The organism is Micromonospora sp. AMSO1212t (assembly GCF_008868145.1).
Lineage (GTDB): Bacteria > Actinomycetota > Actinomycetes > Mycobacteriales > Micromonosporaceae > Micromonospora > Micromonospora tulbaghiae.
Genome location: NZ_WBKS01000047.1, coordinates 15,540 through 38,508 on the forward strand (window position 1 = coordinate 15,540; position 22,969 = coordinate 38,508).

The 22,969-nt window shown below is 73.5% G+C and carries 22 protein-coding genes; 10 read left to right on the forward strand and 12 right to left on the reverse strand.

The annotated features are described in order from the left end of the window. The first annotated feature begins 12 nt into the window (after nucleotides 1-12). Nucleotides 13-2,712 carry a DNA polymerase I gene (gene polA, locus F8279_RS14660; protein ID WP_151500234.1) on the forward strand — a complete coding sequence of 900 codons (2,700 nt, stop codon included), beginning with the start codon at nucleotides 13-15 and terminating at the stop codon, nucleotides 2,710-2,712. 94 nt (nucleotides 2,713-2,806) lie between these two features. On the opposite strand, the gene F8279_RS14665 is transcribed toward polA, so the two are convergent. The 7 genes from F8279_RS14665 to F8279_RS14695 are packed head-to-tail and all read right to left on the reverse strand — an operon-like array spanning nucleotide 2,807 to nucleotide 6,507. Next, nucleotides 2,807-3,184: a MerR family transcriptional regulator gene (locus tag F8279_RS14665; RefSeq protein ID WP_225853278.1), complete on the reverse strand. Its 378-nt coding sequence runs from the start codon at nucleotides 3,182-3,184 to the stop codon at nucleotides 2,807-2,809. A 16-nt stretch (nucleotides 3,185-3,200) separates the two neighbouring features. After that, complete coding sequence (locus tag F8279_RS14670) at nucleotides 3,201-3,950, reverse strand: SDR family NAD(P)-dependent oxidoreductase (RefSeq protein ID WP_151500236.1); 750 nt, start codon at nucleotides 3,948-3,950, stop codon at nucleotides 3,201-3,203. Between the two features lie 48 nt (nucleotides 3,951-3,998). Beyond that, the gene (locus tag F8279_RS14675) at nucleotides 3,999-4,865 is read right to left on the reverse strand and encodes a CPBP family intramembrane glutamic endopeptidase (protein WP_151500237.1); all 867 of its coding nucleotides are present in this window, start codon (nucleotides 4,863-4,865) and stop codon (nucleotides 3,999-4,001) included. Nucleotides 4,866-4,906: 41 nt separating this feature from the next. After that, the gene (locus F8279_RS14680) at nucleotides 4,907-5,254 is read right to left on the reverse strand and encodes a DUF3140 domain-containing protein (RefSeq protein ID WP_091420518.1); all 348 of its coding nucleotides are present in this window, start codon (nucleotides 5,252-5,254) and stop codon (nucleotides 4,907-4,909) included. Then, nucleotides 5,241-5,459: a DUF2945 domain-containing protein gene (locus F8279_RS14685; RefSeq protein WP_043329581.1), complete on the reverse strand. Its 219-nt coding sequence runs from the start codon at nucleotides 5,457-5,459 to the stop codon at nucleotides 5,241-5,243. Before F8279_RS14685 ends, F8279_RS14680 begins: the two co-directional genes overlap by 14 nt. Nucleotides 5,460-5,500: 41 nt before the next feature. Continuing rightward, nucleotides 5,501-5,644: a hypothetical protein gene (locus F8279_RS14690; protein WP_225853279.1), complete on the reverse strand. Its 144-nt coding sequence runs from the start codon at nucleotides 5,642-5,644 to the stop codon at nucleotides 5,501-5,503. A 59-nt stretch (nucleotides 5,645-5,703) separates the two neighbouring features. After that, complete coding sequence (locus F8279_RS14695) at nucleotides 5,704-6,507, reverse strand: class I SAM-dependent methyltransferase (RefSeq protein ID WP_151500238.1); 804 nt, start codon at nucleotides 6,505-6,507, stop codon at nucleotides 5,704-5,706. Nucleotides 6,508-6,819: 312 nt separating this feature from the next. Here F8279_RS14695 and rpsA point away from each other — a divergent pair, with 312 nt between their 5' ends. Together rpsA and coaE are read left to right on the forward strand one after the other, a co-directional pair. Next, entirely contained in the window at nucleotides 6,820-8,349 is a 1,530-nt protein-coding gene (rpsA, locus tag F8279_RS14700; protein ID WP_091420512.1) for a 30S ribosomal protein S1, read from the forward strand. A gap of 161 nt (nucleotides 8,350-8,510) precedes the next feature. Beyond that, nucleotides 8,511-9,689, forward strand: a complete 1,179-nt coding sequence (coaE, locus tag F8279_RS14705; RefSeq protein WP_151500239.1) for a dephospho-CoA kinase — start codon at nucleotides 8,511-8,513, stop codon at nucleotides 9,687-9,689. Between the two features lie 26 nt (nucleotides 9,690-9,715). On the opposite strand, the gene F8279_RS14710 is transcribed toward coaE, so the two are convergent. Then, entirely contained in the window at nucleotides 9,716-11,341 is a 1,626-nt protein-coding gene (locus tag F8279_RS14710; RefSeq protein WP_225853280.1) for a hypothetical protein, read from the reverse strand. Nucleotides 11,342-11,637: 296 nt separating this feature from the next. Here F8279_RS14710 and uvrB point away from each other — a divergent pair, with 296 nt between their 5' ends. The 4 genes from uvrB to F8279_RS14730 all read left to right on the forward strand — a co-directional run bounded on the left by uvrB (nucleotide 11,638) and on the right by F8279_RS14730 (nucleotide 15,984). Continuing rightward, nucleotides 11,638-13,743, forward strand: coding sequence for an excinuclease ABC subunit UvrB (gene uvrB, locus F8279_RS14715; RefSeq protein ID WP_091420505.1), 2,106 nt, complete (start codon nucleotides 11,638-11,640; stop codon nucleotides 13,741-13,743). Nucleotides 13,744-13,768: 25 nt separating this feature from the next. Then, nucleotides 13,769-14,605 carry an AraC family transcriptional regulator gene (locus F8279_RS14720; RefSeq protein WP_151500240.1) on the forward strand — a complete coding sequence of 279 codons (837 nt, stop codon included), beginning with the start codon at nucleotides 13,769-13,771 and terminating at the stop codon, nucleotides 14,603-14,605. A gap of 25 nt (nucleotides 14,606-14,630) precedes the next feature. Beyond that, the gene (locus F8279_RS14725; protein WP_151500241.1) at nucleotides 14,631-14,999 is read left to right on the forward strand and encodes a VOC family protein; all 369 of its coding nucleotides are present in this window, start codon (nucleotides 14,631-14,633) and stop codon (nucleotides 14,997-14,999) included. 85 nt (nucleotides 15,000-15,084) lie between these two features. After that, complete coding sequence (locus F8279_RS14730) at nucleotides 15,085-15,984, forward strand: DUF5753 domain-containing protein (RefSeq protein ID WP_151500242.1); 900 nt, start codon at nucleotides 15,085-15,087, stop codon at nucleotides 15,982-15,984. A 108-nt stretch (nucleotides 15,985-16,092) separates the two neighbouring features. Here F8279_RS14730 and F8279_RS14735 read toward each other — a convergent pair whose 3' ends face one another. Then, nucleotides 16,093-16,386 carry an antibiotic biosynthesis monooxygenase gene (locus tag F8279_RS14735; RefSeq protein WP_013287496.1) on the reverse strand — a complete coding sequence of 98 codons (294 nt, stop codon included), beginning with the start codon at nucleotides 16,384-16,386 and terminating at the stop codon, nucleotides 16,093-16,095. Between the two features lie 389 nt (nucleotides 16,387-16,775). On the opposite strand from F8279_RS14735, the gene F8279_RS14740 reads away from it, so the two are divergent. Beyond that, complete coding sequence (locus F8279_RS14740) at nucleotides 16,776-17,774, forward strand: TerC family protein (protein ID WP_151500249.1); 999 nt, start codon at nucleotides 16,776-16,778, stop codon at nucleotides 17,772-17,774. Between the two features lie 57 nt (nucleotides 17,775-17,831). Here F8279_RS14740 and F8279_RS14745 read toward each other — a convergent pair whose 3' ends face one another. Together F8279_RS14745 and F8279_RS14750 are read right to left on the reverse strand one after the other, a co-directional pair. Then, on the reverse strand, nucleotides 17,832-18,917 hold the full coding sequence (locus F8279_RS14745) for a C40 family peptidase (RefSeq protein WP_151500243.1): 1,086 nt from the start codon (nucleotides 18,915-18,917) through the stop codon (nucleotides 17,832-17,834). Between the two features lie 57 nt (nucleotides 18,918-18,974). Continuing rightward, a complete protein-coding gene (locus F8279_RS14750) occupies nucleotides 18,975-20,072 on the reverse strand; it encodes a mandelate racemase/muconate lactonizing enzyme family protein (RefSeq protein ID WP_151500244.1) in 1,098 nt (365 codons plus the stop codon). 44 nt (nucleotides 20,073-20,116) lie between these two features. Between F8279_RS14750 and F8279_RS14755 the strand changes: the two genes are divergently transcribed. Next, nucleotides 20,117-20,914 (forward strand): tyrosine-protein phosphatase, encoded by a 798-nt coding sequence (locus F8279_RS14755; RefSeq protein ID WP_091420488.1) that lies wholly within the window; start codon nucleotides 20,117-20,119, stop codon nucleotides 20,912-20,914. Nucleotides 20,915-20,919: 5 nt separating this feature from the next. Here the strand turns inward: F8279_RS14755 and F8279_RS14760 are convergent, their stop codons facing one another. Beyond that, nucleotides 20,920-21,786, reverse strand: coding sequence for a serine hydrolase (locus F8279_RS14760; protein ID WP_151500245.1), 867 nt, complete (start codon nucleotides 21,784-21,786; stop codon nucleotides 20,920-20,922). Between the two features lie 61 nt (nucleotides 21,787-21,847). On the opposite strand from F8279_RS14760, the gene F8279_RS14765 reads away from it, so the two are divergent. After that, nucleotides 21,848-22,513, forward strand: a complete 666-nt coding sequence (locus F8279_RS14765; protein WP_151500246.1) for a class I SAM-dependent methyltransferase — start codon at nucleotides 21,848-21,850, stop codon at nucleotides 22,511-22,513. Nucleotides 22,514-22,969 lie beyond the last annotated feature (456 nt).

Genomic DNA, 22,969 nt, shown 5'->3' on the forward strand with positions numbered 1-22,969 from the left:
AGAGTCGCTGCCGTGACAGCTACGACGCCGCGCCTGCTCCTCGTCGACGGACACTCCCTGGCATACCGGGCTTTCTTCGCCCTGCCTGTGGAGAACTTCTCCACCACCACGGGGCAGCCGACAAACGCCGTCTACGGCTTCACCTCGATGCTGATCAACGTGCTGCGCGACGAGCAGCCGACGCACATCATCGTGGCGTTCGACGTCTCCCGCCGCTCCTTCCGCACGGACAGGTACGCCGAGTACAAGGCCGGCCGCAGCGAGACCCCCACCGACTTCAAGGGACAGGTCAGCCTGGTCAAGGAGGTCCTGGCCGCGCTGCGCGTGCCGGTGGTCGAGCGGGAGGGCTACGAGGCCGACGACGTCATCGCTACGCTCGCCTGCCAGGCCCGCGACCAGGGCATGGACGTGCTGATCTCCACCGGTGACCGGGACGCGTTCCAGCTCGTCGGCGAGCGCGTGACTGTGCTCTACCCGCGCAAGGGCGTCTCCGACCTGGCCCGGATGGACCCGGCCGCCATCGAGGCGAAGTACGGCGTCACCCCGGACCGCTACCGCGACCTGGCCGCGCTGGTCGGCGAGACCAGCGACAACCTCCCCGGGGTGCCCGGCGTCGGCCCGAAGACCGCCGCCAAGTGGATCAACCTGTACGGCGGCGTCGAGGGCGTGGTGGCCCGGGCCGACGAGATCAAGGGCAAGGCCGGCGACAGCCTGCGCGAGCGGCTGGCCGACGTGATCCGCAACTACGAGATCAACCGCCTGGTCTCCGACCTGGAGCTGCCGGTCCGCCCGGACGACGCCCGCTGGCAGGGCTGGGACCGCGAGGCGGTGCACCAGGTCTTCGACACGCTGCAGTTCCGCATCCTGCGCGACCGGCTCTACCAATACCTGGAGGCGGTCGAGCCGGAGGCCGAGGCGGGCTTCGATCTGGCCGGCGAGGTGCTCACCGAGCCGGGCGCACTCGCGGGCTGGCTCGACACGCACGCCCCGGCGGGTGCCCCGGTGGGCCTGGCTGTCACGCTCGACACCGGCCCCAACCGCCGGCACACCGCCACCGTGACCGCGATGGCGCTGGCCACCGCCGCCGGCGCGGGCGCCTGGTTCGACCCGAGCCGGCTGGCCGCCGGCGACGAGACCGCGCTGGCCGGGTGGCTGGCCGACGCCGAGCGCCCGAAGGTGCTGCACGACAGCAAGCCGACGGTGCTGGCCTTCGCCGCGCACGGCTGGGAGCTGCAGGGCATTGCCCGCGACACCCAGATCGCCGCCTACCTGGCCCGCCCCGACCAGCGCTCCTACGACCTGACCGACCTGGCGCTGCGTTACCTGCACCGGGAGCTGCGCGTCGACGCGCCGGAGAGCGGTCAGCTCACGCTCGACGGGCTCGGCGACGAGGGCGTGGCCGAGCAGAACCTCATGCTCAAGGCCCGCGCCACGCTCGACCTGGCCGACGCGATCGACGCCGAGCTGTCCCGCGACGGCGAGCAGTCGGCCCGGCTGATGGCCGGCGTCGAGCTGCCGCTGATGCGGGTGCTCGCCACCATGGAACGCACCGGCATCGCCGCCGACACCGACTACCTCTCCGAGCTGGAGGCGCACTTCGCCGCCGAGGTGAAGGCCGCTGCCCAGGGCGCGTACGAGGTGGTCGGCCGGGAGTTCAACCTCGGCTCGCCGAAGCAGCTGCAGGAGATCCTCTTCACCGAGCTGGGCCTGCCCAAGACCAAGCGGATCAAGACCGGCTACACCACCGACGCCGACGCGCTCCAGTGGCTCTACGCGCAGACCGAGCACCCGCTGCTGCACCACCTGCTGCGCCACCGCGACGTGGCGAAGCTCAAGTCGACAGTCGACGGTCTGCTCAAGTCCGTCTCCGACGACGGCCGGATCCACACCACGTTCAACCAGACCGTGGCGGCGACCGGGCGGCTGTCCTCCACCGAGCCGAACCTGCAGAACATCCCGATCCGCACCGAGGAGGGGCGGCGGATCCGGCGCGCGTTCGTCGTCGGCGAGGGCTACGAGTGCCTGCTCACCGCCGACTACAGCCAGATCGAGATGCGGATCATGGCGCACCTGTCCTCGGACGACGCGCTGATCGAGGCGTTCAACTCCGGGCACGACTTCCACGCCGCCACCGCGTCCTCGGTCTTCACGGTCGAGGTCGGCGACGTGACCGCCGACCAGCGCCGCAAGATCAAGGCGATGAACTACGGCCTGGCGTACGGGCTCAGCGCGTTCGGCCTGTCCCAGCAGCTCGGCATCACCGCCGAGGAGGCGCGCGGGCTGATGGAGAACTACTTCGCCGGGTTCGGCGGGGTCCGCGACTACCTTCAGGAGGTGGTGGCCCGCGCCCGCCAGGACGGCTACACCTCCACGATCCTGGGCCGCCGCCGCTACCTGCCCGACCTGGTCAGCGACAACCGGCAGCGGCGGGAGATGGCCGAGCGGATGGCGCTCAACGCCCCGATCCAGGGCTCGGCGGCCGACATCATCAAGGTCGCCATGCTGCACGTCGACAGCGCGCTGCGCGACGCCGGGCTGCGGTCCCGGATGCTGTTGCAGGTGCACGACGAGCTGGTCTTCGAGGTCGCGCCGGGTGAGCGGGAGGCGCTGGAAGCGCTGGTGCGCAAGGAGATGGGCGAGGCGTACCCGCTGTCGGTGCCGCTGGAGGTCTCCGTGGGCGAGGGCCGCGACTGGAACAGCGCCGACCACTGACGCGTCTCGCCCGACCCGCCCGCCCCACCTACCCCGGCGGTGATCAAGGGGTTTGTGTCACGCCCGAGCCTGTTCGGGGACACAGCCCCCTTGATCACCGCGCAAGAGGCGGCGGCGCGGCGGGTGGGGAAGCGGCGTTCAGGGCGGCGGCCAGGCGGTCCCGGACGGCCATCTGAGCCGCGATCCGGGCGTCCAGCACGGCCAGCCGCTCCCGGCCGACCCGCAGCCCGGCCGGAGACGGCGGCGCCGACGCGACGTCCCCGTCCAGGCAGGGCAGGAAGACCCGCACGTCGTCCAACGTCAGCCCGGCGTCGAGCAGGTGACGGATGTTGCGGACCCGGGTGACCACGGCGTCGTCGTACTCGCGGTAGCCGTTCGCCGCCCGGGCCGAGGCGATGAGCCCGTGTTCCTCGTAGTGCCGCAGGGCACGCGGAGTGCAACCCGTCGCCTTCGCCACCGCGCCGATCCGCACCGCTGCCACCGTCCTCTCACGCGACCACCGCGCCCCCGTCCACCGGCAGCACCACACCGGTGACGAAGTCCGCCTCCGGCTCGCACAGCCGCCGGATCGCCCAGGCTACGTCCTCCGGCCGGCCGATCCGCCCCGCCGGCGTGTGTGCGAGCTGCCAGTCCCGCACCGCCGCGCGCCGCTCGGGGGAGAGGCCACTGTGCGCCCCGATGGGAGTGTCGACCGCGCCGGGCGCCACCGCCACCACCCGGACGCCACGGGGCGCGAGCTCCACCGCCCAGCTGCGGGTCAGCGAGTCCAGCGCCGCCTTGCCCGCCGCGTACACCGAACTGCCCGGCCAGGCGCGCAGACCGACCGACGTGGTGACGTTGACGATCACGCCGCGCGTCGCGGCGAGCGCCTCGACGGCGGCGTGCGCCAGCCGGATCGGGGCCAGCAGGTTCGTGTCCAGCTGCCGCCGGGCGGCGTCCTCGTCGAGTTCCGCCAGCGGCCCGCCGCCGGCCACGCCCGCGTTGTTGACCAGGACGTCGAGGCGGCCGTACCGGTCGAGCGCGGCGTGCACGATCCGGCCGGGCGCGTCGGGCGCGGTGACGTCGGCGGCCAGCGGGGCGATGTCGGGCCGGCCGGCGGCGGTCTCCGTCAGCGGCGCGGCGCGCCGGCCGACCGCGACCACTGCGTACCCGGAGGTGGCGAGGGAGCGTGCGGTGGCCCGGCCGATGCCGGTGCCCGCACCGGTGACCACGGCGACGCGTGGCGTGCGGCGTTCCATGCCGGCATCGTCCGACCCTGCCGCCTGCGGCAGGGTCAAGCGGGCCGGTCAGAGGCCGAGCAGGACGGGCATCGCGTTGACCGCGCCGTGCACCACGAGCAGCGGCCACATCCGGCGGTACCGCGACCACAGGTAGCCGAGGAACAGCCCGATCACGCCGTGGTTGACGACCACCGACGCCAGGTCGACGGCGGGCCGGCCGCTGCCCTGGATGGCCACGTGCCAGGCCGCCCACACCAGCGACGCGAGCACGATCGCCGGCCACCGGCCGAGCAGGGATTCCCACCGGGTCTGCAGCCACCGCCGGTAGAAGGCCTCCTCCAGCAGCGCGTTCACCGCGAAGGCCACCAGCAGCGTGACGACCAGTTCGACCGGCGTGACGGTCCGTCCCCAGTCGCTCGCGGGCACGGCCAGCGGCGTCGCGTAGCTGAGCACCAGCCACACCGCCACCGGCAGCGCCGGACCCCACCGGTGGGCGGCGTCCGCCGGGGCCGGGCCCGGCCGCCACCGTGGCGGCCACCGGCGCGCAGCCAGGAACACCACCATCGGTACGCCGAGCAGCAGCGCGAGCTTCAACAGCGTGTACGCGGGTTCGCCGCCCAGCAGTGGCATGACGGCGGCGAACGCGATCCCGGCGAGCAGCAGCGGCACCGCCTCGCGGTACGGCGCGACCGGGTCCGGCCATCTCGGGCCGGGTGCGGGCGGGATCAGCCGGATCAGCGCGATCCCGGCGAGCGCCGGAATCCACCGGCTCCACATCGGTACGGTGCCGTCGTGGTCGGCGCTGTACCTGACGCCGGTGTTGCCGGTCGCCACCAGGAAGACTGCCGCGACGGCGATCAGGCCGAGGCCCGCCAGGAGGACCACCCTTCCGGCGCGGGGATGACGGCCGGCGGTCGGAACGTCTGTCGTCATCGCCGGCACGGTACCAACGCGCGGCGAACGGACCGGCCGGCTCAGCCCTTGAGCGGGTCGTGCCCCCAGTTCATCAGCGACCAGCGCCACCTGGTGTCCCGGACGTCGCCGGACGGCCGCTGCGCCAGGTGGCGGTGGACGTACCCGATCACCTTGCGCATGTGCTTGTAGTCGGCGGCGGTGAGGTCGGCGCGCTTGCGGCGCAGCAGGTCGACGATGCGCCGGCCGGAGTCGTGGCCGACCGACTCGCCGCCCTGGGTGCCCTTCTTGTGCCATCCGACGTGCTTGGACTCCTCGCTCTCCAGCCAGCGGGACAGCTCGCCCGGCTTCATGTTCACCGCGTCGGTGAACTCCCGGTACGTCTGCTGCGGATCCTCAGCGCGACTCATGGCGAAGCACCTCCGGACGGTGGGCGACGTCGCGGCCCGAGTCGTCGTTGGTGATCCGGTACTGCGGCTGCTCCGGCGAGGCGTTCACCGTGTGCCCGCGTACGTGGGTGCGCTCGGTCAGCTTCTCCTTGACGACGCCGTACGCCCGGCCGCTGTGGCTGGCCCAGGAGACGTGGTCACCGGCGTGGAACTCCTTCTCGGCCATGCCGCCCGGTTACCCGGAGTGGATATCGAGTAACGGCGTCGTCAGGGCCGGATCTCCGCGATCGGCAGCTTGATCGCGAAGGGCTCGGGCAGCTCGATCACCTCGCTGCCGTCGTCCACCAGTTCGTACTGCCGCTCGCCGCCCGGGCCGATCCGGTCACCGAGGCGGTACGCGAAGAGGTGCACCGGATCCTGCTCGATCCGCCAGTAGAAGGGAATCCCTGCGGCGGCGACGTGCGACGCGCTCAGTCCGTCGGCTTCTCGGCGACGAAGATCGCGGTGCCGGGGAACAGCCGGCCGCGCAGCGGGCTCCACTGGCCCCAGATCCCCTCGTGCCCGGCCGGCCACTCCGGCTCCACCAGGTCCAGCAGGCGGAAACCGGCGCCGACCAGCTCCCGGATCCGGTCGCCCAGGGTGCGGTGCTGCTCGACGTACGTGGCCACGCCGTGCTCGTCCTGCTCGACGTAGGGGGAGCGGTCGAAGTACGAGTGCACGGCGGTCAGCCCGCCCTCACCCGGATCGTCCAGGAAGATCCAGCGCATCGGGTGGGTGACCGAGAAGACCCACCGGCCGCCGGGGCGCAGCACCCTCGCCACCTCGCGCATCGCCGCTGCCGAGTCGTCCACGAACGGGATCGCGCCGAACGCGGTGCAGACGGCGTCGAAAGCGGCGTCCGCGAACGGCAGCGCGAGCGCGTCGGCCTGCACCAGCGGCACGCGTACCCCGGTGCGTTCGGCGGCCTCGGCGGCGTGCCGCAACATGCCGGCGGACAGGTCCAGCGCGACCGGCCGGGCGCCCTGGGCGGCGAGCCAGCGGGCGGCGGCGGCCGCCCCGGCGCCGAGTTCGAGGATCCGCCGGCCGGTCACGTCGCCGAGCAGCCGGGCGTCGGCCTCGCGCAGCCCTTCCGGGCACCAGACGAAGTCGGCGTCACCGAGGAACGCGCCGTGCTCGGCCTGGTACGCGTCGGCGTCGGTGTCCCACCAGCCGCGGTTGGCGCGGCGGATCTCCCCGGCGTCGACCCGTCGGCGGGTCACCCTGTCGTCGTCCACGGGTTCACGCTAGGTCCGGCGGCGCGGCCACGGTGCGGTGGGGTGGCGGCTGGGACGGATGTGACGGACGAGACAGCTGTGGCACCTTACCGAGCAAAATCTCCGCTTTCGCAGCGGATGAGTTCGCGCGGACCCGGGAGGGCTTGCACGCTGTGGTAATGCAGCGGGTAGGCTAGACGATGCGCTCGCGGATCGTGTGCCTCGGCAGGGAGCAGGTGCGCGGTCACCGGAGCCACTAATGATCTTCTCGCGTCGATCGTTCGGTGTGCCCGGCGACGGATCCGTTGGCGCGGAAGAGTCACTGCGACACCCATGCCCGCTGTGACAACCCATCCGACCGGAGCAACCGCCCACATGACGAGCAGCATCGAGGCCACCTCGAGCGCCAACAAGGTCACCCACGACGACCTCGGCTCTGAGGAAGCTTTCCTCGCCGCGATCGACGAGACCATCAAGTACTTCAACGACGGCGACATTGTCGAAGGCACCGTCGTCAAGGTCGATCGGGACGAGGTCCTGCTCGACATCGGCTACAAGACCGAGGGTGTCATCCCCTCTCGGGAGCTGTCGATCAAGCACGACGTGGACCCGGCCGAGGTGGTTTCGGTCGGCGACCACATCGAGGCCCTCGTCCTCCAGAAGGAGGACAAGGAGGGTCGGCTGATCCTCTCCAAGAAGCGGGCGCAGTACGAGCGGGCCTGGGGCACGATCGAGAAGATCAAGGACGAGGACGGCGTCGTCCGCGGCTCGGTCATCGAGGTCGTCAAGGGTGGTCTCATCCTCGACATCGGCCTGCGTGGCTTCCTGCCCGCGTCGCTCGTCGAGATGCGGCGTGTGCGTGACCTGCAGCCGTACGTGGGCCGCGAGCTCGAGGCCAAGATCATCGAGCTGGACAAGAACCGCAACAACGTGGTGCTGTCCCGCCGTGCCTGGCTGGAGCAGACGCAGTCCGAGGTGCGCACCGAGTTCCTCAACAAGCTGCAGAAGGGGCAGGTCCGCAAGGGCGTCGTCTCCTCGATCGTCAACTTCGGCGCGTTCGTCGACCTGGGTGGCGTGGACGGCCTCGTGCACGTCTCCGAGCTGTCCTGGAAGCACATCGACCACCCGTCCGAGGTCGTCGAGGTGGGCCAGGAGGTCGAGGTCGAGGTCCTGGACGTCGACCTGGACCGCGAGCGGGTCTCGCTGTCGCTGAAGGCGACGCAGGAGGACCCGTGGCGTCAGTTCGCCCGCACCCACGCGATCCAGCAGATCGTGCCGGGTAAGGTCACCAAGCTGGTGCCGTTCGGCGCGTTCGTCCGGGTGGACGACGGCATCGAGGGCCTGGTCCACATCTCCGAGCTGGCCGAGCGCCACGTGGAGATCCCGGAGCAGGTCGTGCAGGTCGGCTCCGAGGTCATGGTCAAGGTCATCGACATCGACCTGGAGCGTCGCCGGATCTCGCTGTCGCTCAAGCAGGCCAACGAGGGCTTCGTCGAGGGCGAGGAGCACTTCGACCCGACCCTCTACGGCATGGCCGCGACGTACGACAACGAGGGCAACTACATCTACCCGGAGGGCTTCGACCCGGAGACGGGCGAGTGGCTCGAGGGCTACGACAAGCAGCGCGAGACCTGGGAGCAGCAGTACGCCGAGGCGCGTCAGCGCTGGGAGGCCCACACCAAGCAGGTGCAGACCTCCCGCGCCGCCGACGCCGAGGCCGCTGCCAACCCGGCTCCGCCCGTCACCAGCGGCACCACCACCTCGACCTCGGCCCCGAGCCGTCAGGCCGAGGAGCCGGCCGGCACGCTCGCGACCGACGAGGCGCTCGCCGCGCTGCGGGAGAAGCTCGCCGGCGGCAAGTGACCGGACGCTGACGCCTGTTCGTCCCACCGGACGAACCGGCGACTGCCTCTGACGACGGGCCCCGTCCCCGCGTTCCGCACCAGCGGAGCGCCGGGGGCGGGGCCCGCGTCGTACGCCGGGCGGGTTTGGCATGCGGAGGCCGGATCCGGTTGACTGTCCGGGTGCTGAAGGTGGGGCTGACCGGCGGAATCGGATCGGGCAAGAGCGCGGTGGCGAGCCGCCTCGCCGCGCTGGGCGCGGTGATCGTCGACTCGGACCGCATCGCCCGTGAGATCGTCGCGCCCGGGACCGACGGGCTGACCGAGGTGGTCGCCGCCTTCTCCGAGAAGGTCCTGGACGCCGACGGTGCGCTGGACCGGGCCGCCCTCGGCGCGCTGGTCTTCGGCGACGAGGCCGCCCGCCGCACCCTCGAAGGGATCACCCACCCCCGGGTACGCGCGCGCAGCGCCGAACTGGTCGCCGCCGCCTCCGCCGACGCGATCGTCGTGAACGACGTGCCGCTGCTGGTCGAGGTGGGACTGGCGCCGACGTACCACCTGGTGGTCGTGGTGCAGACGGCCGTGCCGACCCGGATGGCCCGGCTGACCCGCGACCGGGGCATGGCCCCGGCGGAGGCGCAGCGGCGCATCGCCGCGCAGGCCGACGACGCCACCCGCAGCACGGTCGCCGACGTGCTGCTCCCGAACGACGGCACGCTCGCCGAGCTGCACGCCGCGGTGGACGTCCTCTGGCGGGACCGTCTGCTGCCCTACGAGCGCAACGTCCGCGAGCGCCGCGCCGTGCCGCCCGACCCGGCGGCGCTCGTCGGGCCGGACCCGACCTGGCCCGAGCAGTACGCCCGGCTGGCCGCCCGGATCCGTCACGCGGCCGGCCGCGACATCCGCGTCGACCACGTCGGCTCCACCGCCGTGCCGGGACTTGCCGCCCCGGACGTGATCGACATTCAGGTGACGGTGTCCTCGCTCGACGAGGCGGACGGGCCGCTCGCGCAGCGGCTGGCCGATGCGGGCTTCCCCCGGCTGCCGGGCGAGTGGTGGGACGCTCCGCGGCAGCCGGAGCCGGTGCGCTGGGCCAAGCGGCTGCACGGTGGCGCGGACCCGGCGCGCCCGGTGCGCCTGCACCTGCGGGAGGCCGGTTCGCCCGGCTGGCGGTACGCGCTGCTGATGCGCGACCACCTGCGCGCCGACCCGGCGCGGCGCGCCGACTACCTGCAGGTGAAGCGGGAACTCGCGGCGGCCGCGCCGGAGCGCGCGGCCTGGGGCACGGTGACCGATCCCTGGTTCGACGAGGAGCACCTGCGCGCCGAGGAGTGGGCCGCGCAGACCGGCTGGCGGCCCTGAGCGGGGCGTCCCGACCACACCGGGGTTCAGCGGGACGCCGGGGCCGGCGACCCGCCGCTGCCCGCCGGGCGGCCCGGTGTGAGGTCGAGCCGGATCCACACGCCCGAACCGGTCCGCAGTTCCATCCGGCGCGGCACACCGCCGTGGTCCAGCCACAGGCGGCGGCCGCCCGGCAGCCCGAACACGTCGACCGTCCGGTCGTCGAGCCGGTCCTCCCGGACCCGGACGGCGTCACCGGACGGCGGGCGCGCAGCCGCCCGCAGCGCCGCGTCGAGCAGCCGGTCCAGGTCGTCGCCGGGCGGGTGCGCGGGGGCCGCGAGCAGCGCGGCCGGCACGGGCGCCGGGGGCGTCGCGGGCCCGTCGGGGGACCGCGGCACCTGCGCCACCCGTCCCGGCCGGGCCCAGCGGAGGGTACGCCGGCCGCTGCCCTCCTCGATCACCGCGAGGTACGCCGACGGGCTCGTCCAGTCCGCCGTGCCGGTGGCCCGCAGGTTGGCCGACGGGGCGAGCGGAGCGGCCACCGTCACCGCCGCGCCGCCCAGTGCCCGAAGCCGGGCGGGCAGCGCGGCCAGCCGGGCGGCCTCGTCGTCGGTGAGCGCCCGGGGCTGCCCGGGCCGGCCGCCGAGGGCGTCCACCGGGTGCAGGGCAGGCCGGTCGGCGCGGGTCAGGTCGACGGTGACGGGAGTGCCGTCGGCCATCCGGCCGCTGAGCCGGTGCAGGCGGGCGTCCGCGTCCACCCACAGCGTCGGCGGCGGGCCACCAGTCGGTGCGAGGGGTGCCTGGAACACGTCCACCGGGATGCCGCCCACCCGGTCGTCGCGTAGCCGACGGCCGTCGGCGGCGGGCCTGTCGACCCGGTCGGCGCCGAGCCCGATCAGCAGGTCGCGTACCGCGCCCAGGCCGTGGCCGCCGGCCGGCTCCCGCATCCGCCACCGGTCCGCCGGCGGCACCAGCGGAGGCCGGGCCGGGGTGGGGAGCGCGCCGGGGTCGGGCCGCACCAGCAGCGCGGACGCGGTGGCCTGGACCAGGCCCCGGTCGGCGCCCGCGCCCGGACCGCCGACGTCCAGGTAGACCAGGGGGCGCGCCCAGTCCACCCAGCCGACCAGTTCGGTGCGGGCGGCGTGGGCCCCGACGGTGACCCGGACGCCGGCGCGTAGGTCGCGCAGGTTGGTGACCCGCAGCGCGGCCACCCGGTCGGCCTCGGCGGCGGTGAGCGGGCGCGCCGTCCCGTTCTCGTCGGCGGGGTCGGGCACCCAGGTCAGCAGGCCGGCGACGAGCGTCGCGGCGGAGATCGCGGCGGCTGCCACGAGCGCGGTGAGCGCGATCCGGCGCCGGTCCGGCCCGTCGGGCGGGTCGTCGGCGCCGTCCAGCTCCGGGTCGCCGCCCGGCCGGGTGGTGAGCGTGGGACGGCGGCCGGCGAGCGGGTCGGCGCGGCGGCGCCGGCCGGCCACTGTGGCGGGCCGGGTCGGTGTGCTGGTGCGGCCACGACGATGACCCCGGCCCGGTTCCCGGGGTACGGCCTGGTCGCCGTCGCCGCGCGCGGAGAGCCGGTGCGGGCGGCTCGCGGCGCGCTGGCGGCCCGGCTCGTCGGCGGGCGGGGGCGTGCCGGTGTCGGGCTCGCGTCGCGGCCGGCGCTCGGGAGAGGTCCCCACGAGTGGAGAACGCGAGAGCGGGGTTTCGGTGACGAGCAGGGGCGCTCGCGGCGGCCGGTCAGCGCTGCGCGCGACCACCGTCGGCGCGCACGCCGGTCGTCCCGGGTGCTGCGGCCCTGGCGCCGGGGGCGACCGGCCCGCGAGGGGCGATCACCGGCCCGGTCGGCCGCCGCGAGCGGCCTACGGTACGAGGGTAGACCGGTGAGATGAGCCACACAATGGGAATATCGAAGCCGATCAGGGACGGTCCGTGGTCGTGGCCGGAAGTGTCGGACCGCGGGCGTACGGTTGGTGTCATGGCGCTCGACATTCCCCGGCTCGACGGCCGCTTCCAGGTCGTCAGTGAGTTCCAGCCGGCCGGTGACCAGCCGGCTGCCATCGACGAGCTTGAGCGTCGCGTGCGGCGCGGCGACCGCAACACCGTGCTGCTCGGCGCGACCGGCACGGGCAAGAGCGCCACCACGGCGTGGCTGGTCGAGCGGCTCCAGCGGCCGACCCTGGTGCTCGCCCCGAACAAGACCCTGGCCGCCCAGCTCGCGAAGGAGTTCGGCGAGCTGCTGCCGCGCAACGCGGTCGAATACTTCGTCTCCTACTACGACTACTACCAGCCCGAGGCCTACATCCCGCAGACCGACACCTACATCGAGAAGGACTCCTCGATCAACGAGGAGGTCGAGCGGCTGCGGCACTCGGCCACGATGTCGCTGCTCACCCGGCGGGACGTCATCGTGGTCGCCACCGTGTCGGCGATCTACGGCCTGGGCACGCCGGAGGAATACCTCGACCGGGCCGTGCGGGTCAAGGTCGGGCAGGAGCTGGACCGCGACCAGTTGCTGCGCCGGCTGGTCGACATCCAGTACACGCGCAACGACATGGCCTTCCAGCGCGGCACGTTCCGGGTCCGCGGCGACACACTGGAGATCATCCCGGCGTACGAGGAGCTGGCGGTCCGGATCGAGCTGTTCGGTGACGAGATCGAGAAGCTCTACTACCTCAACCCGCTGACCGGTGACGTGGTCCGCGAGGTCGACAGCCTGATGATCTTCCCGGCCACGCACTACGCCGCCGGTCCGGAGCGGATGGAGCGGGCGATCCGCGACATCGAGGCCGAACTGGGTGAGCGGCTGGCCGAGCTGGAACGGCAGGGCAAGCTGCTGGAGGCCCAGCGGCTGCGCATGCGCACCACCTACGACATCGAGATGATGCGCCAGGTGGGCTTCTGCTCCGGCATCGAGAACTACTCGATGCACATCGACGGCCGCCTGCCGGGCAGCCCGCCGCACTGCCTGCTCGACTACTTCCCCGACGACTTCCTGACGGTCGTCGACGAGTCGCACGTGACGATCCCGCAGATCGGCGGCATGTACGAGGGCGACGCCTCCCGCAAGCGGATGCTGGTCGACCACGGCTTCCGGCTGCCGAGCGCGGCCGACAACCGGCCGCTGCGCTTCGACGAGTTCCTGGAGCGGGTGGGCCAGATGGTCTACCTCTCCGCCACCCCCGGCCCGTGGGAGCTGGAGCAGGCCCAGGGCGAGTTCGTCGAGCAGGTGATCCGGCCCACCGGCCTGATCGACCCCGAGGTGGTTCTCAAGCCGACGAAGGGCCAGATCGACGACCTCATGCACGAGATCAAGCTGCGCACCGAGCGGGACGAGCGGGTGCTCGTCACCACGCTGACCAAGAAGATGGCCGAGGACCTCTCCGACTATCTGCTGGAGAACGGCATCCGGGTGCGCTACCTGCACTCCGAGGTCGACACGCTGCGGCGGGTCGAGCTGCTGCGCGAGCTGCGCAAGGGCGACTACGACGTGCTCGTCGGCATCAACCTGCTCCGGGAGGGTCTCGACCTGCCCGAGGTCTCCCTGGTGGCGATCCTCGACGCCGACAAGGAGGGCTTCCTGCGCAGCGGCCGGTCGCTGATCCAGACCATCGGCCGTGCGGCCCGTAACGTCTCCGGCCAGGTCCACATGTACGCCGACAAGATCACCCCGTCGATGGCGAGCGCCATCGACGAGACCAACCGGCGCCGGGCCAAGCAGATCGCGCACAACGAGGCCAACGGCATCAAGCCGGAGCCGCTGCGCAAGAAGATCCACGACATCCTCGACGACATCTACCGCGAGGCGGAGGACACCGAGAACAGCAACGTCGGCGGGGCCGTTCGCCAGCTGTCCCGCGGCAAGGCGCCGGTCAAGGAGACGCGCAGCCGCCGGGGCGCCGCCGCGACCCCGTCGCGCGAGGGGATGGCCCGGGCCGACCTGGCCAACCTCATCCAGGAGCTCAACGACCAGATGCTCGCCGCCGCGCGCGAGTTGCAGTTCGAGCTGGCCGCGCGGATCCGCGACGAGGTCGCCGACCTCAAGAAGGAGCTGCGGGGGATGGACGCCGCAGGAGTCCGGTGACCGGCGCGACGGCCGAGGCGGCGCGATGCTGACCGAGGCCGTCATCGGGCGGCCCGACCCGCGGCTGCGCCAGTGGGTGGACCGCTACCTCGGCTACCGCGAGGACGCGCCCGTCCCGCTCGTCCGCCGTGAGGTGGCGGGCGCGTTCGTCGTGCTGATCCTCGGCTGGGGCGACCCGCTGGACGTGACCGACCCGCGTGCCCCCGGCCGGGGCGCGTACGCCGCCAACGCCTTCCTGGCCGGTCCGTTCGACGGCTGGTGCGTCACCCGGACGGCCGGGACCGGCACCGGGGTGCAGGTGCTGCTGACCGCCCCGGCAGCCCGCCGCCTGCTCGGGCTGCCGCTGGCCGAGCTCACCAACCGGGCGGTGCCGGTCGACGCGGTGGCGGGCTGGCTGGCCCGGCTGCGCGACGAGCTGGCCGGCGATCCGGGCTGGCCGCAGCGCTTCGCCCGGCTCGACGCCGCCCTGGCCGCACGGCTGGCGTCGACCGCGCCGGTGGACCCGCACCTGCTGGCGGCCTGGCGGCGCCTGCACGGCAGCGGGGGAGCGGTCGGCGTGGCCACGCTCGCCGGGGAACTGGGCTGGTCCCGCCGCCACCTGTCGGTCCGGTTCCGGCGGGAGTTCGGCCTGCCGCCGAAGACTGCCGCCCGCCTGGTGCGCTTCGAGCGGGCGTACGCGAGCCTGGGCCGCACGCTGCTCACCGCGCCGGCCGCCGTGCCGGACGACGCCGGGTGGGCGGAGCGGGCCGCCCGGTGGGGCTACTACGACCAGTCGCATCTGATCCGGGAGTTCCGCGAGTTCGCCGGCGCCACCCCGGCCGCGCTGACCGCGCCCGGATCGCATTCGTCCAATCCGGCCTGACCGCCCCGGCGGCAGACTGACGGCCATGCGAAGCATCTATCCGGTCCTGCGGTATCCCGACGTGCGAGCCGCCGTCGACTTCCTCTGTTCCGCGTTCGGCTTCACCGTGCGCGAGGCCCACGAGCTGCCCGACGGCACGATCGGCCACGCCGAGCTGGCGTACGGCGGCGACCTGGTGATGCTCGGCCCGGGGCCGGCGCCGCGGGCCCGGCCCGCCGACGACGACTACCGGGTCTACGTGGCGCTCGACGACGTCGACGCGCACCACGAGCGCGCCCGGGCGGCCGGGGCGGAGATCGTCCGGGCGCCGTTCGACACCGGCTACGGCTCCCGTGACTACGCCGCCCGCGACCTTGCCGGGCTGGTCTGGTCGTTCGGCACCTACCGGCCCTGAGCGCGCCGACCGTACGGTTGCGCTGTGTGGGCGAGGTATTGCCGAGCGTGACGGTGATGCGTACGCTCCCTCCCGGGAGGCGTGCATGCCGTTGTCAGCAAGTCCTGTGGTCCGGAGGGCGAGGCTCGGTGTGGAGCTGCGCCGGCTGCGTCGTCGCGAGTCGCTCACATTGGAGCAGGTCTGCGCCCGGCTGGGCTGGGCGTCCACCTCGAAGCTGTCCCGCATCGAGCTGGGGCAGAGCCGGCCCGACCTGGCCGACGTGCTCGACCTGCTCGACGTCTACGAGGTGCCGCCGCCGCAGCGCGACGAGCTGATCGTCATCGCCCGCGACGCCGCCACCGGCCGGGGCTGGTCGAAGGCGCTCGGCGAGATGGGGGAGCGCCAGCGGGCGTACGCCGAGCTGGAGGCGGGCGCGGAACGCATCGTGGAGTACCAGTGCGTGCTCGTGCCCGGCCTGCTCCAGACCCCGGCGTACGCCCGGCTGCGCGTGTCGGCCGGCGCGGCGCTGGCCGGGGAGGTGGACGTGGAGGCCGACGTGCGCGCCCGGGTCGCGCGCCAGGAGCTGCTGATCCGGCCGGATCCGCCGCACTACACCGCGCTGGTGGACGAGCGCGTCTGCGACCCGGACGGCCTGCCCGCCGACGTGTGGCGCGACCAGATGCGGCATCTGCTCGCGCTCGCGGAACGGCCCCGGGTCACCGTCCGGGTGCTGCGGTCCGCGGCGTCGAGCGGCGACGGGCCGCACCCGCTGGCGCCGTTCTCCTACTACTCCTACCCCGACCCGGAGGACCCGCGCACCGTGCTGGTGGAGACGCTCACCACCGACCTGCGGCTGGTCGCCGAGGCGGACGTGACCCACTACGAGCGGGTGATCGAGCGGCTGCTGGCGGCGGCGCTGCCGGCGGACGCCTCCGCCGAGCTGGTGGCCCGGCGGCTCGGCGCGGCGCCGGTGCCCCGGCCGCGCGATCCGCACGAGCGGGAGTGAGCCGCACGGCCCGCCGTCGGTGCGGCGCGACCACCGGGCCCGGCGCCCCCGATGCCCGTCGGGATCGGTGGCCGCGCAGCGCGCAAGCTACGCCAGGGGTACGACAGTTCAGGCCGGAACGTCGATGAAGTGCTCGACCAGCGGCGGGCCGGCGAAATGCGGGCCGATCAGCCCGCGCCACTGCGCGAAGCGCTCGGTCTGGCGGAAGTTCACGTCGTGCGCCTCGACCGAGTCCCACTCGACGAGCAGCACGAACCGGGTGGGCGACTCCACGCCCCGGGTCATCCGCACGGAGCGGCAGCCTTCGGCGCCGGCGAGGATCGGCCGCGCCTGCGCGTAGGCGGCGGCGAACTCGTCCTCGTGTCCGGGCGTGACATCGATCAGCGCGACCTCAAGAACCATGCTGGCAGCCTGCCATGCCGGCCCGCCGCCGGTACGTCCCGGGTGACATCCCGGCGCCCCACGCGGGCACATGGCTAGCCTCCTAGGATGCCTTGCGGGACGTGACCCACAGCACGTCGAGACATCGACGGGTGGCCCGGAGATGCGCCACCTGGGTGTGATGGTGAACAATGGCGGCCGAGGAGGGGAGTATTCCCCCGCGACGGAGTCGTCAGCACGGAAGAGCGCCGGCACCCCCGGTCGCCCGACCCGGCTCCGCCGGTCGGAACCCGGCACCCGGGCTCCGGCGGAAGAGACCTCCGACAGTCACCCCTGTCAGCGTCGACGCACCCCGGCACCACATCCGGCGTACGGTGTGCCCGACGCAGCGTGTCTGCCGGAGGATGGATTTGAACGTGTCCGCATTGGTGTGGGCGGTAACGCTGATCGCGATGATCGCGGTCCTGCTCGCCGACCTGTTCATCATCGGCCGGCGGCCGCACGAGCCGAGCGTCCGCGAGTCCAGCCTGTGGGTGGGCTTCTACGTCGGCCTGGCGCTGCTCTTCGGCGTGGTGCTCTGGCTGACCGCGGGTGGCCGCGTGGCAGGCGAGTTCTACACCGGCTGGCTCACCGAGTACAGCCTCTCGGTGGACAACCTCTTCGTCTTCGTGATCATCATGGCCCGGTTCGGGGTACCCCGGCAGTACCAGCAGAAGGTGCTGCTCGTCGGCATCATCCTGGCGCTGATCATGCGGGGTGGGTTCATCGCGGCCGGCGCGGCGCTGATCTCCCAGTTCTCCTGGGTCTTCTACATCTTCGGCGCGTTCCTCATCTACACCGCCGTGAACCTGGCCCGGCAGGGCGAGCCGGACGAGGGCGAGTTCAGCGAGAACCTGCTGATCCGGTGGAGCCGCAAGGCGCTCCCGCTGTCCCGGGACTACGACGGGGCGCGGATGACCACCCACGAGCACGGGCGGCGCCTGTTCACCCCGATGCTGATCGTGATGATCGCGATCGGCACCACCGACCTGATCTTCGCGCTGGACTCGATCCCGGCGATCTTCGGCATCACCCAGGAGCCGTACCTGGTCTTCACCGCCAACGTGTTCGCGCTGATGGGGCTGCGGCAGCTCTACTTCCTGCTCGGCGGCCTGCTGGACCGGCTCATCTACCTCAGCTACGGCCTCGCCGTGGTGCTCGGCTTCATCGGCGTGAAGCTGGTGCTGGAGGCGCTGGCCGAGAACAACCTGCCGTTCATCAACGGCGGCGAGCACGTGGCGTGGGCCCCGCACATCCCGATCTGGCTCTCGCTGACGGTCATCCTCGGCACCCTGGCCGTGGCCACGGCCGCCAGCCTGGTGAAGTCGTCGCGGGACCGGCGCCGGGAACTGGCCCAGGCGCGTCGCTGACCCACACGTACCGTCGGGGCGCTCCCATCCCGGGGGCGCCCCGCGGCGTGTCGGGGGTCAGACGCGGTGGGCGCCGACGAGGGTGGCGGTCCGGTCGGCGGGCAGCTCCTCCTCGACCACCCGGCGGGTGAGGTAGCAGGCGTGCAGCATCCGGCGCCGGCCGCCGCGCGGCTCGGCCGACACGATCCCGACGTGGTGGATGCGCCGGCCGGGCCGGGCGAAGAAGTAGAGGTCGCCGGGGCGTTCCGCGTCCAGCGGCACCCGCGAGGTCGCCGCCGCCTGGTCGTCGGCGTCGCGGGGGAGCGTGATCCCGTACCGCCGCCAGGCCAGGTGCACCAGCCCGGAGCAGTCGATGCCGTCGGTGGACATGCCGCCCCAGACGTAGACCAGATCGCGCAGCCGCTCGGCGACCGCGAGCACCTTCTCGGCCTCGGGACGCTCGGCGGGCAGCGGCACCAGGTCGTCCTCCGTGGCCCAGAGCGGGTCGGGCCGCCCGGGTACGCGGACCGGACGCCTGCCGTCCACCGGCGGCCCGGCCGGGGTGAGCCGGGTGCCGAGGACCACGCCGGTGAGCGCCGCGTCGCCGTCCGGCTCGGCGCGCAACGCGGTGTGGGCGACGTCGACGGTCAGCGGCCGCTCGGCGGCCGGACCGGAGCCGGCCGGACGGGAACCGGTCCGACCAGGACCCGCATGACCAGGACCCGCATGACCAGGAGCGGCCGGGCCGGGACCGACCGGTGCCGGCCCGGCCGAAGCGGTGCCGGACAGAGCGGGGCCGGGCGGGTCGACGTCGGTCGGATGACTGGAGGACGGGTCGGCGTCGGCGGGATCGGCCAGGTGTGCGGCCCGCAGCCAGCCCGGGTAGCCGTCGGCGCCGAGCTTCGCCGCGGGCTGGCCCAGCGCCACCACCCGTACCCAGCCGTCCGGCCGGGTCTCGGTGACGCGCACCGGTTCGCCGAGCAGCAGCTGGGTCAGGACGCAGTCACCGACGAGCTGGTCGCGGTCCATGCCGGCGATCCAGGCGGCGACGTCGGGGGAGCCGGCGAGGGCGGGACAGTCGATCGGGCGTACCGCCTCGGGCGCGGTCCAGAGGGTTGCCACCGGTACCCGTACGACGGCCCGGCGGCCGGGCTGAGGCGCCACGCGTACCCCTCTCTGCGGTGGTCGTCGGGGCGACCATATGAAAAATTCTGACGATGCTCAAGCATGTGTCTGAATTTTAGCTTCACGCAGCCCGGTGACTCCCAGCCCCGGCGAGTCCGGCAGCACCACGTTCGCGCCCTCGTACCGGATGCCTCCGGCGACCGGCGACCAGGCCAGCCACCAGGCGGCGTCGAGGTCCGACACGGCCGTGGTGCCGTGGGCGGCGACCAGGCTGGCGGCGGCGCCGACCCCCACCGGGCCCTCCATCATCGAGCCGACGATGGCTCCCATGCCGTGCGCGGCGGCCAGGTCGAGCAGCGTGCGGGCCGGTTGCAGGCCGCCGCACTTGGCCAGCTTCACATTCACCATGTCGGCGGCCCGCCGCCGGATCACCTCGACCAGGTCGCGCACGTCGAAGACGGACTCGTCGGCCAGGATCGGCAGGTCCACCCGGTCGCTGACCCAGGCCAGCCCGTCCAGGTCCCGGCGGTGCACCGGCTGCTCGACCAGCTCCACGTCGAGTCCCGCGTCCTCGATCGCCCGGATCACCCGGACCGCCTCCCGGGGCGTCCAGCCCTGGTTGGCGTCCAGCCGGATCCGCACGTCCGGCCCGACCGCGGCCCGCACCGCGCGGACCCGGTCCAGGTCGCCACGGGCGTCGGTGCCGACCTTGAGCTTGAGCACGGTGAACCCCTCGCCGCGGCGCCGCGCCGCCGTCGCGGCCAGGTCGACCGCGTCACCGGCGGCCAGCGTGACGTCGGTCGGCACGCGCAGCGCCGTGCCGCCGAGCAGACGCACCAGGGGTACGCCGAGCCGCCGCGCGGCCAGGTCGTGCAGCGCCACGTCGACCGCCGCCTTCGCCGACTCGTTACCCACCACGGCGCGGCGCACCAGGGCGCACGCCGCCTGGAGGTCGTCGGCGTCGCGGCCGATCAGCAGCGGCGCGAGCAGTTCGCGTACGCACGCCTCGGCGCCCGCCACCGACGCGCCGGTGACCTGCCAGACCTGCGGCGCCTCCCCGAAACCCGGGCGCCCGTCGCCGTCGATCACCTCCACGACCAGCGTCTCCACGGTGGTGGTACGGCGCAGCGCGGTGACGAACGGGGTGTGTAAGGGGGCCGAGAGCCGGTGGGTGCGTACCGCGGCGATCGTCATGTGGGGCACCCTATAGCCAACTGGCGGCGAGCAGGGGAGGGCCGATGGCCGGGCGGGATTGGGAGCTGGTGGGCGCGCCGAACGCGCGTGACCTGGGTGGACTGCCGACGACCGACGGGCGGCGGGTACGGGCGGGACGGCTCATCCGCACGCCCGCGCTGGGCCGGCTCACCGACGAGGACCTGCCGGTGCTGGGCAAGCTCGGCCCGGCGTGCGTGGTGGACCTGCGCGACGTCCACGAGCAGGCGGTGGCCCCGCCGGACCGGCTGGCCGGGGAACCCCGCACGGTGCACCTGCCGGTCTACGACGCGGCGCACCCGGTGTTCACATACGTCTCGGCGGTGTTGCAGGGCCACGACCTGAACGCGTACGCGGCGCTGGCCCGCGAGGGCATGCCGGGGGCGATGACGGCGATCTACCGCTGGTTCGTCACCGGGGAGTCGGCGCGGGCCGGTTTCGGCGCGGCGGTGCGGCTGGCAGTCGAGGAGGCGAACCTGCCGCTGCTGTTCCACTGCTCGGCCGGCAAGGACCGGACCGGCTGGCTGTCGGTGGTGCTGCTGACCGCGCTGGGGGTGGAGGAGGAGGCGATCCGCGCCGACTACCTGGTGCACAACGAGCTGACCGAGAGCCTGCGCGAGGTGCTGCTGTCGGCGATGATCCAGCGCCGGCCGGACCTGGACCCGGCGGTGGCCCGGCCGCTGCTGGAGGTGCGCCCGGAATACCTGGACGCCGCCTACGACGAGGTGCGCCGCGCGCACGGCTCGTTCGAGGCGTACCTCCGCGACGGTCTGGGGGTGACCGACTCCGACCGCGCCGCGTTGCGCGAGCGGCTGCTGGAGTAGCCGGGTCAGCCGGCCAGGTCGTGCCGCGCGGCCCAGACCCGCTCGGAGACGTGCGCGATCAGGCGGCAGGCGTCGTCCTCCACCTCGTCGCCGTCCGCGCCGCCGTCGGCCAGGTCGGTGGTGGTGCAGACGACGATCGTGTACGGCGGCGCGTCGTGCGGGAACACCACGCCCGCGCCGTGGCGCACACCGCGTACCCAGCCGTTCTTGTGCGCGATCCGGGTGCCGTCGGGCAGCCCGGCGGCCAGGTCCTCGCGGTGTTCCTGCGCGACGAGCACGTCGAGCATGGCGGCGCAGCCGGCCGGCGACGCGAGCGGGCCGGGCCGGGTCGCGCCGAGCGCCAGCTCACCGAGCAGGGCGGCCAGGTCGGCGGCGGTGACCAGGTTGTCGACGCCGGAGTCGCGGGCGGCGAAGTCCTCGATGCCGCGGCCGGTGACGCTGTGCCGCGCCCCGGCGAGCGCCCACGCCTGCGCCACGGCGGGCAGCCCCACCTGGCCGATGCAGATGTTCGTCGCGAGGTTGCTGGACCGGATGATCATCCGCTCGGCGAGCCAGCGCAGCGCCGCCTCGCCGCCGACGCGGTCCCAGACCGCCTCGTCGTTGTCGTAGTCGCGGTCGTTGGCGAACCGGGGCGCGCCGGACAGCGCGGAGTCGAACGAGTTGCGCACCGGCACCGGCGCGTCCAGGTCGAGCCGGCCGGCCTCGGCGGCGCGGAACAGCGCCACCAGCACGGCCAGCTTCATGGTGCTCGCCGCGTAGTGGGTGGCGTCGGCCCGCCGCGTCCACGTGGGTCGCGCGCCGGGGCGGCCCACGTAGGCGGAGACGGTGCCGGGCACCTTGTCCAGGTGCGCGTCGAGCTCCTCCCAGGTCATGGGGGCACCGTAGCCGATCTTCGGGGCAGCGGCGGGCCCGGTGCGGGGCTAGCGTGCGGAGATGACGACTCCGTTGTACGACGACATCGCCGACTGGTACGAGGAGTACGCCAGCGAGACCTCGTCGGTCTACATGGACCGGGTCCGGTCGGTGCTGGCCGGCCTGCTGGGCGAGGGCCCGGGCCGCTGCCTGGACCTGTGCTGCGGCACCGGCGCGCACGCGGCCGAGCTGCGCCGTCTCGGATGGACGCCGGTGGGCGTGGACCTGTCCGGCGGGCAACTGCGCCACGCCCGGTCCCGGCTGCCGGTGGCCCGGGCCGACGCGACAGCGCTGCCGCTGGCCACCGGTGCGGTGCCGGCCGCTGTGTGCGTACTCGCGCACACCGACATGCCGGACTACCCGGCCGCGCTCGCGGAGGCGGCGCGGGTGCTGGCTCCCGGTGGCCGGCTGGTGCACGTCGGCGTGCACCCGTGTTACGTCGGCGCGTTCGCGGACCGGTCCGAGCCGGAGCGGATCGTCATCGACGGCGGGTACGCCTCACGGGAGCACACGCTGCGGTCGTGGAACTCGGTGGGGGTGCGGGCGCGTGTCGGCGCCTGGCACCTGCCCCTGGCCGACCTGCTCAACGCCGTGGCCGCGGCCGGTCTGGTGGTGACGCGGGTGGCCGAGTCCGGCTCCGGTCCGGTCCCCGACGTGCTGGCCCTGGAGGCCACCAAGCCCCACTGACCCCGCTGCCGTGACGCCGCCTCGCGTCCGAGGCGCGGTACCGGCCCGGTGGTGCGTCTCGCGTCCGAGGCACGGTCTGGCCCCGTGGTGCGTCTCGCGTCCATGGCGCGGTGCGGGCCCGTGACGCCGTCCCGCGTCCGGTCGCGCGGTGTGGGCTCGTGGCGCGTCTCGCCTCTGTCGCGCAGCCTTGCACCCGTCGCGTCGAACCTCCACGCCCGTCGCCGACTCATCCGTCGGGCGTGGAGGTTCCGCTGCTGCCATGCCCTCGCTTCAGCCCGGCGATCCACTCCCGCCCTTCACCTCGCTCCCGCCCTGCCAACACCGGCCACCCTTCGTCGCCGCCCGGTCCCGAGCACCGGGATCCCGCGTCCGCACAACGAGACGCGCGGCGATCTTGGAAGAAAAGCGCCCCTATGGGGGCCATTTCGTACCAAGATCTTCCGCTCCCCCGTCGAT

Coding starts and splice junctions, on each gene's coding strand:
- F8279_RS14670 (WP_151500236.1), bottom strand. CDS start 3,950: ATGGAACGCCGCACGCCACGCGTCGCCGTGGTCACCGGTGCGGGCACC.
- F8279_RS14675 (WP_151500237.1), bottom strand. CDS start 4,865: ATGACGACAGACGTTCCGACCGCCGGCCGTCATCCCCGCGCCGGAAGG.
- F8279_RS14680 (WP_091420518.1), bottom strand. CDS start 5,254: ATGAGTCGCGCTGAGGATCCGCAGCAGACGTACCGGGAGTTCACCGAC.
- F8279_RS14685 (WP_043329581.1), bottom strand. CDS start 5,459: ATGGCCGAGAAGGAGTTCCACGCCGGTGACCACGTCTCCTGGGCCAGC.
- rpsA (WP_091420512.1), top strand. CDS start 6,820: ATGCCCGCTGTGACAACCCATCCGACCGGAGCAACCGCCCACATGACG.
- uvrB (WP_091420505.1), top strand. CDS start 11,638: ATGGCGCTCGACATTCCCCGGCTCGACGGCCGCTTCCAGGTCGTCAGT.
- F8279_RS14720 (WP_151500240.1), top strand. CDS start 13,769: ATGCTGACCGAGGCCGTCATCGGGCGGCCCGACCCGCGGCTGCGCCAG.
- F8279_RS14725 (WP_151500241.1), top strand. CDS start 14,631: ATGCGAAGCATCTATCCGGTCCTGCGGTATCCCGACGTGCGAGCCGCC.
- F8279_RS14730 (WP_151500242.1), top strand. CDS start 15,085: ATGCCGTTGTCAGCAAGTCCTGTGGTCCGGAGGGCGAGGCTCGGTGTG.
- F8279_RS14735 (WP_013287496.1), bottom strand. CDS start 16,386: ATGGTTCTTGAGGTCGCGCTGATCGATGTCACGCCCGGACACGAGGAC.
- F8279_RS14750 (WP_151500244.1), bottom strand. CDS start 20,072: ATGACGATCGCCGCGGTACGCACCCACCGGCTCTCGGCCCCCTTACAC.
- F8279_RS14755 (WP_091420488.1), top strand. CDS start 20,117: ATGGCCGGGCGGGATTGGGAGCTGGTGGGCGCGCCGAACGCGCGTGAC.
- F8279_RS14760 (WP_151500245.1), bottom strand. CDS start 21,786: ATGACCTGGGAGGAGCTCGACGCGCACCTGGACAAGGTGCCCGGCACC.
- F8279_RS14765 (WP_151500246.1), top strand. CDS start 21,848: ATGACGACTCCGTTGTACGACGACATCGCCGACTGGTACGAGGAGTAC.